The 14,614-nt window shown below is 75.8% G+C and carries 15 protein-coding genes; 6 read left to right on the forward strand and 9 right to left on the reverse strand.

Annotated features, from left to right (window positions below; all coding sequences use genetic code 11):
- Window positions 1-92 precede the first annotated feature (92 nt).
- Complete coding sequence (locus OG335_RS28470; RefSeq protein WP_405013986.1) at window positions 93-686, forward strand: dihydrofolate reductase family protein; 594 nt, start codon at window positions 93-95, stop codon at window positions 684-686.
- Between the two features lie 80 nt (window positions 687-766).
- Here OG335_RS28470 and OG335_RS28475 read toward each other — a convergent pair whose 3' ends face one another.
- Together OG335_RS28475 and OG335_RS28480 are read right to left on the reverse strand one after the other, a co-directional pair.
- Entirely contained in the window at window positions 767-1,282 is a 516-nt protein-coding gene (locus OG335_RS28475) for a DinB family protein (RefSeq protein WP_405013987.1), read from the reverse strand.
- A 7-nt stretch (window positions 1,283-1,289) separates the two neighbouring features.
- Window positions 1,290-2,102 carry a DUF4184 family protein gene (locus OG335_RS28480; RefSeq protein ID WP_405013988.1) on the reverse strand — a complete coding sequence of 271 codons (813 nt, stop codon included), beginning with the start codon at window positions 2,100-2,102 and terminating at the stop codon, window positions 1,290-1,292.
- 266 nt (window positions 2,103-2,368) lie between these two features.
- Between OG335_RS28480 and OG335_RS28485 the strand changes: the two genes are divergently transcribed.
- The gene (locus tag OG335_RS28485; protein ID WP_405013989.1) at window positions 2,369-3,307 is read left to right on the forward strand and encodes a GNAT family N-acetyltransferase; all 939 of its coding nucleotides are present in this window, start codon (window positions 2,369-2,371) and stop codon (window positions 3,305-3,307) included.
- Window positions 3,308-3,349: 42 nt separating this feature from the next.
- Here OG335_RS28485 and OG335_RS28490 read toward each other — a convergent pair whose 3' ends face one another.
- From OG335_RS28490 to OG335_RS28515, 6 genes are all read right to left on the reverse strand, one after another.
- A complete protein-coding gene (locus tag OG335_RS28490; RefSeq protein ID WP_405015556.1) occupies window positions 3,350-4,570 on the reverse strand; it encodes a cytochrome P450 in 1,221 nt (406 codons plus the stop codon).
- Window positions 4,571-4,677: 107 nt separating this feature from the next.
- Complete coding sequence (locus tag OG335_RS28495; protein ID WP_405013990.1) at window positions 4,678-5,280, reverse strand: GTP-binding protein; 603 nt, start codon at window positions 5,278-5,280, stop codon at window positions 4,678-4,680.
- On the reverse strand, window positions 5,258-5,611 hold the full coding sequence (locus OG335_RS28500; RefSeq protein WP_405013991.1) for a DUF742 domain-containing protein: 354 nt from the start codon (window positions 5,609-5,611) through the stop codon (window positions 5,258-5,260). Before OG335_RS28500 ends, OG335_RS28495 begins: the two co-directional genes overlap by 23 nt.
- Window positions 5,608-6,036 (reverse strand): roadblock/LC7 domain-containing protein, encoded by a 429-nt coding sequence (locus OG335_RS28505; protein WP_405013992.1) that lies wholly within the window; start codon window positions 6,034-6,036, stop codon window positions 5,608-5,610. The genes OG335_RS28500 and OG335_RS28505 overlap by 4 nt, the downstream gene beginning before the upstream one ends.
- Complete coding sequence (locus OG335_RS28510; RefSeq protein ID WP_405013993.1) at window positions 6,033-7,481, reverse strand: ATP-binding protein; 1,449 nt, start codon at window positions 7,479-7,481, stop codon at window positions 6,033-6,035. Before OG335_RS28510 ends, OG335_RS28505 begins: the two co-directional genes overlap by 4 nt.
- Before the next feature lie 301 nt (window positions 7,482-7,782).
- On the reverse strand, window positions 7,783-8,808 hold the full coding sequence (locus tag OG335_RS28515; protein ID WP_405013994.1) for an MBL fold metallo-hydrolase: 1,026 nt from the start codon (window positions 8,806-8,808) through the stop codon (window positions 7,783-7,785).
- Between the two features lie 311 nt (window positions 8,809-9,119).
- Between OG335_RS28515 and OG335_RS28520 the strand changes: the two genes are divergently transcribed.
- From OG335_RS28520 to OG335_RS28535, 4 genes are all read left to right on the forward strand, one after another.
- Window positions 9,120-9,542 (forward strand): avidin/streptavidin family protein, encoded by a 423-nt coding sequence (locus OG335_RS28520; protein ID WP_405013995.1) that lies wholly within the window; start codon window positions 9,120-9,122, stop codon window positions 9,540-9,542.
- Between the two features lie 95 nt (window positions 9,543-9,637).
- A complete protein-coding gene (locus tag OG335_RS28525) occupies window positions 9,638-10,528 on the forward strand; it encodes an SGNH/GDSL hydrolase family protein (protein WP_405013996.1) in 891 nt (296 codons plus the stop codon).
- Window positions 10,529-10,793: 265 nt separating this feature from the next.
- On the forward strand, window positions 10,794-13,250 hold the full coding sequence (locus OG335_RS28530) for a SpoIIE family protein phosphatase (protein WP_405013997.1): 2,457 nt from the start codon (window positions 10,794-10,796) through the stop codon (window positions 13,248-13,250).
- 202 nt (window positions 13,251-13,452) lie between these two features.
- Window positions 13,453-13,719, forward strand: coding sequence for a GlsB/YeaQ/YmgE family stress response membrane protein (locus OG335_RS28535; RefSeq protein WP_405013998.1), 267 nt, complete (start codon window positions 13,453-13,455; stop codon window positions 13,717-13,719).
- Between the two features lie 88 nt (window positions 13,720-13,807).
- On the opposite strand, the gene OG335_RS28540 is transcribed toward OG335_RS28535, so the two are convergent.
- The gene (locus OG335_RS28540) at window positions 13,808-14,569 is read right to left on the reverse strand and encodes a DUF4230 domain-containing protein (RefSeq protein ID WP_405013999.1); all 762 of its coding nucleotides are present in this window, start codon (window positions 14,567-14,569) and stop codon (window positions 13,808-13,810) included.
- Between the last annotated feature and the right edge of the window lie 45 nt (window positions 14,570-14,614).

The raw sequence follows: 14,614 nt of genomic DNA on the forward strand, positions 1-14,614 counted from the left end.
GCGCCGGGTGGCCCGACGGAGCCGCGGGACGGGAGGGTGGCCTCGGCCCCGCCCGAGGCCGCCCTCCCCACCCGGCACAGGACGGAGCACCCATGGCCCGCGTCGTCACCCAGGCCTCGATGTCGCTCGACGGCTTCGTCGCCGACACCGCCGACCGGGTCGGCCCGCTCTTCGACTGGTACGGCAACGGCGACACCGCCTTCACCGGCGCCGACCCGGAGCGGGTGTTCCACGTCTCCGCCGCCAGCGCCGCCTACCTGCGCACCGCCTGGTCCGGCATCCGCGCCTGCGTCATCGGCCGCCGCCTCTTCGACCTCACCAACGGCTGGAACGGCCGCCCGGCGGTCGGCGAACACGTCTTCGTCGTCACCCACCGCCCGCCCACCGGCTGGGACTTCCCCGACGCGCCGTTCACCTTCGTCACGGGCGGCGTCGCCGAGGCCGTCGCCCGCGCCGCGGAGTACGCCGGCGACGGCGACGTCTCGGTCACCCCCGGCGACGTCGGCGGCCAGGCCTTTGCCGCCGGCCTCGTCGACGAGGTCCGCATCGACCTCGTACCGGTCGTGTTCGGCGCTGGCGTCCGCTACTTCGGCGCCCTCACCGGCGCCCCGCTGCTCCTCGACGACCCGGACGTCGTCCAGGGCGACCGCGTCACCCACCTCCACCACCGCGTCCGCCGCACCTGAACGGACCGGCAGGGGAACGGACCGGCAGGGGCGCTCCGGCCGCCGAGCGCCGGCTCCGGGGCGGCTGCGCCGGGGTGGTGTCAGTAGCCGGCCGCGCCGTCGGTGTGCTCGCGCAGCAGGTCGGCGTGGCCGTTGTGGCGGGCGTACTCGGAGATCATGTGGAACAGCACCATCCGCACCGAGTACTCGTCACCGTCGTGGGTGAACGTGTCGTCGAGCGAGGCCTTCCCCAGCGCCTCCTCGGCGAGGCGGCGCTCCTCCAGCAGACGGGCGTGGTCCTCCGCCGCGCGGGACGCGTCCAACTCGTCGAAGTCGGCGTCCTTCGCACCGCTCTCCGCGTACAGCCGCGGCACCGGCTCGGCCGCGATCCGCTCGCGGAACCAGATCCGCTCGACCTTCGCCATGTGGCGGATCAGGCCGAGCAGGGAGAGGTTCGACCGCGGCAGCGGACGCAGGGCGAGCTGCTCGCCCGTCAGCCCGGCGCACTTGACGAGCAGCGTGTCGCGCTGCCAGGTCAGGAAGCCCTCCAGCATGTCGCGTTCGCCGGCCACCAGGGAGCCGCCGGTCCGGGTGATGTCAGGTGCGGTCCAGGTCATGCCGTGATCATGCCGCGCGGCCGTACCGCCGCGCCAGCCCCTTACCGCCCGTCAGTCGGTGCACGATCGCGTAGCCGAGCAGCGCCGCACCCGCCCCCGCCAGCGAGCCGAACGCGACGGTGGGGATCAGCTCGTACGGCGACGCGCCGGCCCGCAGCCCCGACCACCGGTCGATCCGCAGTGCCGTCCCGACGGCGGCGGCCGCCGCGACCGCGCCGAGCACGGCGGCCCTCGCCCGCCGGCCGAGCGGCCGCACCGGCCCGGGCCCGGGCAGCGCCGCGCGCCGCCGCAGTTCCTGCACCAGCCACCGGGCGAGGAAGCAGAGCGCCACCGCGGACGAGCCGTACTGCAGCACGGTGTACAGCGGCTGGCCGGCGACCACCGTGCGGTCCAGCACCGGCAGCAGCCGTACCCCGGCCCGGTCGTGGTGGGTGAAGGCGTCCCAGCCGACGTGCGTCGCGGCACCCAGCGCGGCCGAGACCGCGAAGGCGGCGCCGGCCCGTACGGAACGGGCCGGCGCCGGGGCGTCCGGGCCCCCGGCCCAGCGCTCCGGCAGCAGCGCCAGCAGCGGCACGCGCAGCAGCCCGTGCCACAGCCCGGCGAGCACGGCGGCGATCAGCACGTCGACGGTGGGCACCCCCCACCAGGCGTGCGTCACCGCGCCGAAGCCGAACGCCCCGGGCACCGCGGAGTCGGCGAAGTACGGCATGTCCGGTGCGACCGACCCGGCGACCAGGGCGGATGCGAGGAGCGGCCCGCGCCCGCGCCCCCGGACGATCAGCGGCAGGACGGCGGCGGGGTGACTGAGGGTGAACGGCACCGGGTCAACCTACCGGTCGCCCACCCCGCCCCCCGGCCGCTCGACGGGGGCGGGCCGACGAGCGGGTGCCGTGGTGCCGGAGGGTGGTTGACCGACTGTCAGACGCGCCCTATATTCGACCATCGGCGCACCGAGCGCCCCGCCCGCCGCGAGCGGAGAAGGGAGGCACCGCGATGTACCCCACCCACACACCGGCGCTTCCCCACGGGAACACCCGCTAGGCCGTAGAGCCCGGGAAGCGCCTGCCGACCTGCTTCGGAGGCAGCGTGCGCATCCGTCCCACCGTCGAGTCCGATCTCGACCGTGTCCTCTCCTGCACCGTCACGGCCCCGGTCAGCTGGGCCGACCCCGACCGCTACCGCCGCTTCCTCGCGGACGGCAGCTACCGCCCCGCCCACACCTGGATCGCCGAGGACGCCGACGGCCGGCTGCTGGCCCGCGCCGTCTGGTGGACCTTCCCCGACGGTGACCGTCCGCTGGCGCTGGACTGCGTCTGGGTCGACGACGGCGTCGCCGACCCGACGGCGCTCGCCGCCGAGCTGCTCACCGCCGCCCACGCGGCTTTCCCCGCGGGCGCGTTGCCCGAGTTCCACCTCTTCCTGCCGCCGGCCTGGCGCGAGGACGCGGCGGTCCGCGCGGCCGTCGACTGGCGGCGCGAGGTCGCCGCCCGCGCGGGTCTGACCGGCGAGCTGGAGCGGCTGCGCTACGAGTGGACGCCGGGCGGTCCGGTACCGGAGCCCACCGGGCGGCTGGTGTTCACCGAGGCCGGTGACGAGGAGTTCACCGAGGTCTTCCGGCGGGTCGCCGTCGGCAGCCTGGACGACGACACCCGGCGGGGCCTGCTCCGGCTCGACGGGCGGGCCCAGGCCGAGGAGACCCTCGCCGAGTACCTGCGGATGCCCGGCGACCGGGCCTGGTGGCGGCTGGCCCGCACGCCCGACGGCGAACCGGCCGGATTCGCCGTCCCGTCGGCCAACAACGGCGGTCCGGTGGTCGGGTATCTCGGGGTGCTGCCCGAACTGCGCGGCCGTGGCCTGGTCGACGACCTGCTCGCGGAGATCACCCGCAGCCACGCGTCCCGCGGCGCCGCCCGGATCGGGGCGGACACCGACTTCGGCAACGTGCCGATGGCGGCGGCGTTCGAGCGGGCGGGCTACCGCAACTTCGGTGTGCGGCTGGTCCTCTCGGGTCCGGCCGAGGCCTGACCTCACCCGTGCGGCCGGGGCCTGAGGCCCCGGCCGCGCCGGTCAGCCGACCGCGTCCGCGGGTACGGCCGCCGGCCGTTCGCGGACCACCGGCGAGAAGTGCACCGGCAGGCTCACCAGGGCCCGGTGGAAGGGCCCGGGCCGCCAGATCAACTGCTCCTTCGGCAGGCTGAGTTCGAGATCCCTCAGCCGGCTGGTGAGCTGCTCGACGGCGGTGATCGCGATCAGCATCGCGGGGTCGCGGGCCGGGCAGGAGTGCGGCCCGGCACCCCAGGAGAGGTGGGCGCTCTCGCCGCTGCGCAGCTGCCCGTCGTCGGCGGCCGGCGCGGTGCCGGCGTTCGCCGCGGCGTACGAGACGAGGACGAGCTGCCCGGCGCGGAGCCGGCGCCCGTGGAACTCGATGTCGTAGCGCGGGTAGTGGGCGGAGAGGATGCTCAGCGGCGGGTCGTGCCAGAGCACTTCGTCGATGGCCTGGTGGGCGGTCATCGCGCCGCCGAAGAGCGAGCCGGCGTACCGGTCGTCGGTGAGCACGCGGAGCAGGGCGTTGCCGATGAGGTTGGTGGTCGGCTCGTGCCCGGCGCTCATGACGAGGGTGATCTGCCGGACGACCTCGTCGTTGTCGAGGTCGGCGGGGTGGGTCAGCAGCCACGAGGTGAGGTCGTTGCGGGGGCGTTCGCGCCGTTCGGCGACCATCGTGGTGACCACCGCGACGAGGTCGGCGTACGCGGCCTGGGCGCGGGCGGCCGACTCCATCATGCCGGCCATGCCGGCGACCAGCCGGTCGCTGTGCTCCGCGGGCACGCCGAACCACGTGTTGAAGACGAAGAGCGGCAGCCGGCGGGCGTACTGGGCGATGAGGTCGGCGGTGCCGGTGCCGTCGAAGCGGGAGATCAGGTCGCCGGCGACCCCGGTGACGGCGGCCTGCAGGGTGTGGGGCTCGATCAGGGCGAGGCCGTCGGTGATGACCTGCCGGTAGCGGCGGTGCTCGTCGCCGTCGCTGAAGAGCGCGGTGGGCCGGTAGCCGAGGATCGGGAGCACGGGCGAGTCGAGGGGCAGCGGCGGGTGCCGGTTGCGGGGGTCCTTGGAGAAGGTGTCGGTGTCGCGGAGCACGTCGAGCGCGGCCTGGTAGTCGGTGACGAGCAGGCCTTCGACGCCGGGCGCGATCATGACGGGCGCGGACGCGCCGTGGCGGCGCAGCCGGGCGTAGACGCCGTGCGGGTCGGCGGCGAAGTCCGGGCCGTACAGCGGCACGGCCTCGGGCACGGCCTCGGGCGCGGTCTCGGGCTCCGCCGCGGACCGTGCTGCGGCCTCCGGCGCGGGCGGGCCGGGCGGTGGGCCGGGCCGGTGGTCGGGCTGCGGGTCGGTGGGGGTCACCGGGGCTCCTGGGGCAGTTTGCGCAGGACGTGTTCGGCCAGGGCGATGAGCGCGTCGATGCTTCCGGCGCGTTCGCGGGCGTCGCACACCACCAGCGGGGTGTCGGGGTGCAGGTCGAGGTGGGCGCGCAGCACCTCGGGGGAGTGGTCGGGCGCGTCGGGGAAGCGGTTGACCGCGACCGCGTACGGCAGGCCCTGCTCCTCGATCAGGTCCATGATCTCGAAGGACTCGGCGAGGCGCCGGGTGTCCATCAGGACGAGCGCGCCGAGGGCGCCGCGGGCGATGTCGTGCCACAGCGGGAAGAACCGCCGCTGCCCGGGCGTGCCGAAGAGGTAGAGCACGAGGTCGTCGGGCACGGTGAGGCGTCCGAAGTCGACGGCGACCGTGGTGGTGGTCTTGTCGGGCAGCCCGGCGGTGTCGTCGACGGGTGCTCCGGTCTCGGTCATCACCTCCTCGGTGTGCAGGGTGGGGATCTCGGACAGCGTCCGGATCAGGGTGGTCTTGCCGACCCCGAAGGGGCCGGCGACCAGCACCTTCATCAGGGTCTGCTGCTGGTCGGGCAGGTAGCCGACCCGGCTAGCGGAGGGTGCGGAGTCCAACGAGGAGCCTCTCCACGAGGGCGTGGTCGATCTGCTGGGCGCGGGGGATGGGGGTGCGGGCCTGGAGCCTTCCGGCGTCGACCAGGTCGGCGGCGAGGAAGCCGGTGGCGCTCACCGGGAGCCGCAGGTGCGCGGCGGCCTCCACGAGGGTGAGCGCCCCGGCCCCTAACAGCTCGTGCAGCGAGCGGTGTTCGGGGCCGAGGTCGTCGGCCGGGCTCGGGTCGACCGCGGTGAGCACGGTGAGCCGGTCGAGCGACGCGCGGCCGGGCCGGGCCCGGCCGCCCGTCGCCAGGTAGGCCGGCACCATCCGCCGCGGCGGGAGGCCGGTCATGTGCGGCCGGTGGCGTCCGGCTGCCGTGCCGGGCTCGCCAGGGCCCGGGCCAGGGCGGCGACCTGTACCTGCATCTGGTAGGCGATGTTGCCGAGTTGGGCGTCCGGGGTGGCGAAGACCGCGAGCGAGGTGTTCTGCCCCGCGGGCACGACGATCGCGAAGCCGAGGTCGGACTCGACGACGGTCTGCGCGAGCTTCGGCTTCTCCACGTCGGTGAACGCGGTGGTGAACGCGCGGCTCGCGGCGTGCAGGGTCGCGGTCATGGCGGCGACCCGTTCGGCCGACGCCCGGCTCAGATCCGGGGAGGCACCCTCGACCAGGCCGTCACCGGTCGCGATCAGCGCGTGCTGCACCCCGGGCAGCTCCAGGAGGGGGGTCAGCACCCACGAGATCTCGTCGGAGACGGGGCGGCGGGTCGTGCTCACTGGTCTGCTCCTTCATTCGGTACGGGGGTGGGTGCGGTACCCGCGACGGCTGCCCGTCCCGAGCCCGTGCCCTGCTGCAGCGCGTGCCAGCGCGCGGCGGCCTCTTCGGGGGTACGTCCGGCCGGTGGTTCCGGCAGGTCGTCGACGGCCGGCTGCTGGTGCTGCGGCCGCCGGCGGCGCCGGCTGGGCAGTCCGTCGGCGTCCGGCTCCGGCACGGCGGCCAGGACGGGGGTGGCCCGCTCGCCCGGCGCCGCGGTGGCCGCACTGCCGGCGGTGCCGGCCCGCACGGGCTGCGGCGCCAGGATCGACAGCGTCTGCTCGGAGTCGACGACGGTCACCAGGGCGGCCGGAACGCGGATGATCGTCCGCATGCCGCCGTACGGGGACGGCTCGATGTGGCAGGTGAAGCCGTACTGCCGGGCGAGGCCGCCGGCCACGGCGAAGCCCGCCTTCGGGGGGTTGCCCAGCTCGGTCAGCAGCACCTTCGGCGGGCCGGCGAGGAGTCGGCGGGCACGGCGGAGCTGGTCCTCGTCCATGCCGATGCCGCTGTCGTCGATGACGACGAGCGCGCCGCGGCCGCCCTGCTGCAAGGTGACGGGCACCTCGGTGTCGGGGTGCGAGTACGCGGTGGCGTTGGCGAGGAGCTCGGCGACGGCGACGGCGAGCGGCTCGGCGGCGCGGGCGACGACGGCGAGGCGCGGCTCGCGCAGGTGGTTGGCCACCTTGATCCGCGGATAGCCCGGCACCCGGGAGAGGGCTCCGGCGATGACCTCGGCGAGCGGCGAGTCGGTCCGGGCGAGGCCCGGCCACGCCTCGCAGAGCACGGCGACGGTCTGGATCCGCCGCAGGGCGACCTCGTTGCGGAAGTCGACCTCCAGCAGGCGCGGGTCGTCGTTGTCGTGCTGCAGCTGCTGCACGAGGCTCTGCACCTGGTAGAGCAGCGTCTGGATCTTGGACGTGGCGCCGCGCATGGTGGCGCGGGCGGCCGCGTCGACCCGGTCGCGTTCGCCGAGCACGGCGGCGCAGGAGGCGTCGATCACCGCCTTGAGGGCGAGTTCGGCGTCCTCGCCGACGCGTCCGGGTTCCAGCAGGGCGGGCACCGGGGCGGTGGGGTGGGTCAGGGCGAGGGCGGCCGCGGGCAGCCGGTGCTCCGCGAGGTGGCCGATCTCCGCGAGCAGGGTCCGGACGCGTTCCCGGGCGTCCTGGGCGTCGGCCTCGCTGCGGGCGAGCCGGGCGCCGACGGTGCGGCCGTGCTCCTCGCTGCGGTGGAGGCTCAGGGCGAGCCCGGCCTCGGTGGTGCGGGCGTGCTCCTCGCAGGCGGCGAGCCGTTCCTCGGCGGCTGCGGCCCGGCGGGTGGCGCGTTGCCGGGCGCGGGCCATGACACCCGCTCCGGCCAGGGCGGCGGCGCTGACGGCCGCCGGTGCGAGCAGGGCGATCTGGGTCATTCGGTGTCCTCCGTCGGACGGGGACGTGCCTCCGGTGCGGGCCGTACGGGCGCGGCCGGAGGTCGGTCGGGGGGAGGGGAGGTGCGTCGGGCGGTGCTGCCGGAGGGCCCGTGGTGCGGGTCCGCCGGTGCGGGTGGTGGGGGCCGGTCCGCGCCGGGGTCGGGCGCGGTGCGGGCCGTACGGGTGCGCGGTGGGTGCTCGCGCGGTCGGCCCGTGGTGCGGGCCGGGGGTGGTGCGGAGGTGCCGTGGCCGTGGGGGCTCCGGTGCGGCCTCCGGCGGTTCGGGACGGGGCCGCGCGGGGTCAGACGGTCAGCCGGTCGGGGCCGGCCTCCCGGTTCCGCTGGACGGGGAACCGTGCGGCCTCCAACTCGGCCGCCACGGTGGCGACCCGGGACATGACGTCGATGATGCCCGGCTGCTCCGAGCCGTCCAGGTGCCGGTACTCGGCGGCGATGGTCACCACCAGGCGCTCGGGCAGGCCGAGTTCGGGGTACCGCTGCTCGGCGATCACGGTGCGGGCGGCGTCGAGGGCGGGCACCCCGGCGGCGTGCAGGGCGTGCGCCCGTTCCTGGACGTGGGCGAGGTGGGCGATGTGCTCCTGCACGCCGGCCCGGTCGAGGACCGGCCCGTGGCCGGGGACGACGATCCCGGCACCGGTGGCGAGCACCTGCCCGCAGGCGTCGATGACGTTCTGCAGGGGCCCGGCCCAGTGCACGGGGTGGTCGCCGGGGAAGTCGGCGGTCGAGCCGAAGATCACGTCACCGGCGAACACCGCGTTCTGCCGCGGCAGGTGGACGATCAGGTCGCCCTCGGTGTGGGCCGGCGGCAGGCCGATGACGTGCACCGGGTGGTCGCCGACCTTCAGCTCCAGCTCGCCGCGGAACATCAGCGTCGGGTGCACCGCGCCGGTCTCCGACCAGTCGAACCCGCCGAAGTGCCGTGCGAGGTACCAGCCGAGCGGCGACGCCGGGTCGCCGTCGGCGATCAGCGCGTGCTGCTGCTGCGGGGTCGGTTCGTAGTGGATGTGCTCCATCGCCTCGCGGGTGGCTATCACCTCGGCGTCCGGCAGCACGACGGCCCCCCACAGGTGGTCGCCGTTGGCGTGGGTGGCGATCACCCGGTCGATGCCCACGCCGGGAGCCAGCCGGGCGCGGCTCTCGGCGAGGAACTCGCCCGCCAGCGACGGGTCGTAGGGGGCGTCGATCCAGGCGGCGGTGGTCGACGACGTGAGCAGGCCGCAGTTGGCGAGACCCCAGCCGCGCTTCGGCGGAAGCCATACGTACAAGTCTTCGGCAATGGCTCGTATGTTCGCCCGGCTCGTCGTCATGGCGGAGATTATGCCGATGTCCTGTCATGGTGGGGCCCGAACCCCCGAGATCGGCGAAGGTCCGCCGCAGGCCGGGGCCGTGGAGGCAGGTCGCCGCGCCCTCCGCAGCCGCCCCGCGCACCCCGTGCGGACCCCGTGCGGGCGGGCTCCGAACCGGGCCGCCGCCACCGGCCGCGGTGCGGGGCCCGGGCCCCGGCGGGCCGCCCCGTCACGGTCGCGCGGCCCGGCCCGGCGCCCGATCCTGGGAGCACACGCATGCGGCCGCCCACCGGGCGCGGCCGCCGGAACGGGTCCGCCCAGGGAGACCATCGATGACCATCGCCGGAGACTGGTACAACGAGTTCGGCTCGCACATGCACCTCACCGCTGACCCGTCCGGCGCCCTCACCGGCACGTACGAGTCGGGCGCCGGCCACGTGGCCGGCCCGTACGAGCTCACCGGGCGCCACGACGGTCCGGTCGCGCCGGGCAGGGGCGCGGCGGTCGGCTGGACGGTCGCCTGGCGCAACCACGGGGGCGACGCCGGGTCGGTCACCAGCTGGAGCGGCCAGCACCTGGAGGAGGACGGCACGATCCTCGCGACCTGGCTGCTCACCCGGTCGGCCGCCGCCGACGACGTCTGGGAGTCGACGGTCGTCGGCCAGGACGTCTTCACCCGGCACGCGCCCGGCCCCGAGGACGTCGAGCGCCACCTGCGCGGCCGCCGCCCGTCCTCCCACCCCGCCTCGCACTGACTCCCGGCCGCCGCCCCGGACCGCCGGTCCGGCCCGGGGCGGCGGCCGAGCCCCGCGTACCGGCCGGTAGCCGGTCCGCGTACGATCGTCGGGCCATGGAGAACACAGCCACCACCATCACCAGCTACGTCGCCGTCGGGGACTCCTTCACCGAGGGCATGTGCGACGACCTGCTCCCCGGCGGCCGCTACCGCGGCTGGGCCGACCGCGTCGCCGCCGCCCTGGCCGCCGAGCGCGCGGGCGAGGGCCTGCGGTACGCCAACCTCGCCGTCCGCGGCAAGCTGATCGGCCAGATCTGCGACGAGCAGGTCGGCCCGGCCGCGGCCGTCGGCGCCGACCTGGTCACCCTCGCCGGCGGTCTGAACGACGCGCTGCGCCCCGGCTGCGACATCGCCCACGTGCGGGAGCGCCTCGGGGCCGCCGCCACCGCCCTGCTCGACGGCGGCGCGACCGTGGTGCTGTTCACCAGCACCGACCCCAGCCGCCGGATGCCCGGCAGCGCCCGGCTGCTGCCCGCGATCCTCGACCTCAAGGCCTTCGTGCAGGACCTCGCCCGTGACTCGGGCGGCCGCGCGGTCGTCGTCGACCTCTTCAGCGCGCCCTGCTTCGACGACCCCCGGCTCTGGGCCGACGACCGCCTGCACCTCTCGCCCGAGGGGCACCGGCGGGTCGCCGTCGCCGTGCTGGAGGCCCTGGGCTGGCCCGCCGCGGAGGACTGGCGGGTGCCGCTGCCGCCCGCCGCCCCTCCCGGCCGCCCGGCCCGGATCCGCGCCGACCTCCGCTGGTTCGGCGGCCACGTCGGTCCGTGGATCGGGCGCCGCCTCAGGGGCCGGTCGTCCGGCGACGGCATGACCGGGGCCCACTTCGACGCCGCGCGCGACGCCGCCGTCCCGACGGTGATCACCTGGCTGGGCCTGCCGTCGGCGGGCGAGCGCCCCTGGACGGACGACCTGCCGGGCACCGGCCGGATCTGCGCCGGGGGCTGACGCCCCGCCGACACCGGTCCTCCACCGCCCGGCGCCGCGCGGTGACGGCCCGTCGTACCCGCACGGGCCGCGCCACGCCGAAGGGCCGTCAGCCTTCCCCCGCCGTCCCGCCGCACCGGGCCGCTTCCCCGGGCGGCCGTCCGGCCCGGCGCCCGACGGCTCCGCGGCGCGGGTCCGGCGTGCGTTCGGCGTGCGTCCGGCGTTGGGCCTGCGGAAGGAGGGGCAGAATGGACTCAGCAAGCCCGACGGAGTCCGGAGCGATCCCATGTCCCGACCTCGCACGATTCCGGAGCCCTGTCCGGCTCCGCTGAACGGCGCCCTCGCAGCCGTGATCGACGCGAGCGGCGACGTCGTCGTGTGGACGGAGGGCGCGGCCGCCCTGCTGGGCCGCCCGGCGTCCGAGGTGACCGGCCGGCCCGCCCGCGCCCTGCTCGGCCGCCGCCGCCACCCGCCCACGGGCGAACCGCTCGGCGGCGCCGCGGGTGGCCGGGTCCTCGCGCTCCGCCACCACGACGGCCACGACGTCGACGTCTGGGTGCGGCTGCTCCCGCTCAGCGGCTCCGGCGGCGTGCTCGCCCTCGGCCTGGGGATGGACACCCTGGAGGAGTGGCGCGACGCCGTCGCCCCGGCCCGCACCCTCTTCGCCCAGGACGCCTGGCAGGTCGCCGTGCACGACCCGGACCTGCGGGTGCGGCGCGCCAGCCCCGCCCTGACGTGGACCGACCCGCAGCCGGGCGCCGGCGCCGACCCGATGCGCGCCATGACCTGGCCCGAGGGCGACGGCACCGCGGCCGACCTGCTCCGCGAGGTCGTCGAGACCGGCCGGGTGGTGGTCGGCGCGTCCGGGGTGCTCCACAACCGCCGCCCCGGGAACCCCGACCAGGTCTTCTCGATGACGGCCCTGCCCGTGCACGACCTGGCCGGGCGCATCGACGGCGTGCTGTCGTCGCTGGTCGACGTCACCGACCGCTACCAGTCGATCCGCCGGCTCGACCTGCTCTACCGCGCGTCCGGCGGCATCAACGACAGCCTGGACGTCCGCCGCACCGCGCAGCACCTGGTGGACATCCTCGTCCCCGCGCTCGGCGACCTCGCGGCGGTCGAGATCGCCGAGTCCGCCCTGCACGGCGGCGAGCCGTCACACCGGGTCGAAGGCCTCCAGGGCGACTTCCGCCGGATCGCCACGAAGCACGAGTACGGCCCCTGGCCCGCCGGCCAGATCCGGGCGGGCGAACTGCTGCCGCCCATCCCCGACCAGCCCGGCTTCCGGCACCTCGAACGCGGCGAGGTGCTGATCTCCAACGACCGCCGCCAGTACATGGCCTTCCTCGGGGACGCCCCCGAGGCCGGCCGCATGGTGCCCGACGACCTGCACGCCTCCATCGGCGCCGCCCTCGTCGCCCGCGGCCTGGTGCTGGGGTACGTGCAGGTCTACCGCACCCGGCGGCAGCACTCCTTCGACGGCCAGGACGCCAAGCTCCTCAAGGAGATCGCCGCCCGTGCGGCGCTCGGCATCGACAACGCCCGCCGCTACACGCGCGAGCACCGCACCGCCGTCATGCTGCAGAACAGCCTGCTGCCGCCGGCCTCCGCCAGCACCGCCGCCACCGAGACGGCGGGGGTCTACCTGCCGGCCCAGGGCGACGCGAGCGTCGGCGGCGACTGGTTCGACGTGATCCCGCTGTCCTCGCTGCGCACCGCGCTCGTGGTGGGCGACGTCATCGGGCACGGCCTCCGGGCCAGCGCCACCATGGCCCGGCTGCGCACCGCCGTGCAGACCCTCGCCGACCTCGACCTGGGCCCCGACGAGGTGCTGGCCCGCCTCGACGACCTCGTCCAGCGGATGGCCGGGGAGGCCGAGCACCCGGACACCGTGGGCGCGTCCTGCCTGTACGCGGTCTACGACCCGGTGAGCCGCCGCTGCCTGGTCGCGAGCGCGGGCCATCCCGCGCCGGTCGTCGTCGGTCCGGACGGCACCACCACGCTCGTCCAGCTCGTGCCGGGCCCGACCCTCGGGGTCGGCGGCATGCCGTTCGAGGTGACGGAGATCGAGCTGCGGCCCGGCAGCGTGCTGGCCCTGCACAGCGACAGCCTCGTCGAGCTGGCCCGCGGCGCCGCCGGTGCCGCCGGTGCCGCCGGCGGTTCCGGTGCGTCGCCGGCGGAGGCACCGGGCCACGGCGACGAGGCGGCCGAGTACGCGCTCGCCGCGCGACTCGGGGCGGCCTGCCTGCCGGGCCGGCCGCTGGAGGAGGCCGGCCGTGACGTCATCGAGGCCGTCCGGTCGGCCCGTCACCGCGTCGACGACGACATCACCCTCCTGCTCGCCCGGACCCGTGCCGTGCCGGCCGAGTCCATCGCGACCTGGGAGTTCCCGCCGAACCCTGCGGCCGTCGCGGGTGCCCGCGAGGCCGTCCGCGCCCAGCTGGAGGCGTGGGGGCTGGAGTTCCAGGCGTTCAGCACCGAGCTGGTGGTCAGCGAGCTGGTCACCAACGCGATCCGGTACGCCGACGGGCCGGTCGGCCTGCGGCTGGTCCGTGACCGCGTCCTGGTCTGCGAGGTGACCGACTCCAGCAACAGCCAGCCCCGGCTCCGGCACGCGCGGACCACGGACGAGGGCGGCCGCGGGCTGTTCCTCGTCGCCCAGGTCACCAGCCGGTGGGGCAGCCGGTACGGCGAGTCCGGCAAGACGATCTGGACCGAGCAGGCCCTCGACCCCGAGTAGGGCCCGGGGGAGTCGTCCGTGGCCGCGCGGGGCCGCGGCGGGACCGCGGCGACGGGTCCGTGCAAGCGGTGCACGACCGGGTGCACGGCCGCCCCGGCGTGCCGAAACGCCGCTCAGGACGCAAGCTGGTGATCACCCCGTCGGGCGGCGGCGTCCGGCCTCATCCGGTTTCGGAGGGTGGGCAGCGCAGAGCGGAGGAAGCGTGTTCCAGCTGCTGTGGATCCTGTTGATCGGTTTCGTGCTCGGCGTGATCGCCAAACTCATCCTGCGCGGGCCGCAGTCCATCCCCTGGTGGCTGACGATGCTGCTGGGCGCCCTGGGCGCCCTGCTGGGGAACCTCGTCGCCGGGTGGCTCGGCGTCGCCCACACCGGCGGCGTGGACTGGACCCGCCATCTGTTGCAGATCGGCTTCGCGGTCGCCCTGGTCGCGGTCGCCGCCCCGATGTGGACGCAGCGCACGAGGAGCTGACCGTCCGCGCACCGGCCCGCCCCACCGCGGGTCCGGCCGGCCCGTCCGTGGTGACGGGCCGGCCGGACGTCCGCGGCGGGGGCGGGTCTCAGGCGGCCGTGGTGACCGTGACGGTGGTGAAGCCGAGGGAGCGCAGCAGCCCCTGCAGCATCGCCGTGGTGTTGGTCTCGGCGGTGGTCGTCAGGGCGGTGTCCTTCGCGGCGGCCTGGATCTTCTCGGTGGCGAGGATCTCCAGCTTCTGCTGGTCGCCGGGGTTGCCGGAGAAGAAGTCGCCGATCCGGTCGAAGAAGCCGCGCTGCTGCGAGAAGACGTACGACTTGCGGACGTCGAGCGCGGTGTCGGCGAGCTGGGCGTGCGGCAGCACGATGCTCGCGGTGCGGCGGTCCTCGGAGACGGTCACGGCGCCCTGCTGGAGCGCCCCCAGGTCGACGTACGCGCCGACGGTGCCGGCGGCGACGTAGAGCGTGCGCTTGCCGAGCACCTGGGACGGCAGGAACTTCGCGTCCTGGTCGAGGTCGACGATGACCTGGAAGTTGCCGGTGGCCGCGGTGTAGCGGCTCATGTTCTGGATGGACTTGAGGAGTGCGGGCTGGCTGCGGTCGATCTCCTGCCGGGCGAAGGGGTCGGGCAGGCCGGGTATCAGGTCGAGTCTGGCCGCCGCGAACAGCACCGCCAGGACGGCGGCGAGGGCGATGGGCAGGCCGAAGTACCAGGGGAGCCGGCGGCCGGGGGAGCGGTCCCGCCCGGCGGGGCGGCGGTCGCCGGGACCGTCCGACCCCGACCTGTCGGCCGACACGTCGGGGTCGTCGTGGGAGTCGGACCTGTGGTCGTGTGCGGACGGGCGGGCCATCGCGGGACCTTCCTGACGTCGTGGTGAGCACGGTGATCCGGCCCG

It is taken from the genome of Kitasatospora sp. NBC_01539, from assembly GCF_045040525.1.
Lineage (GTDB): Bacteria > Actinomycetota > Actinomycetes > Streptomycetales > Streptomycetaceae > Kitasatospora.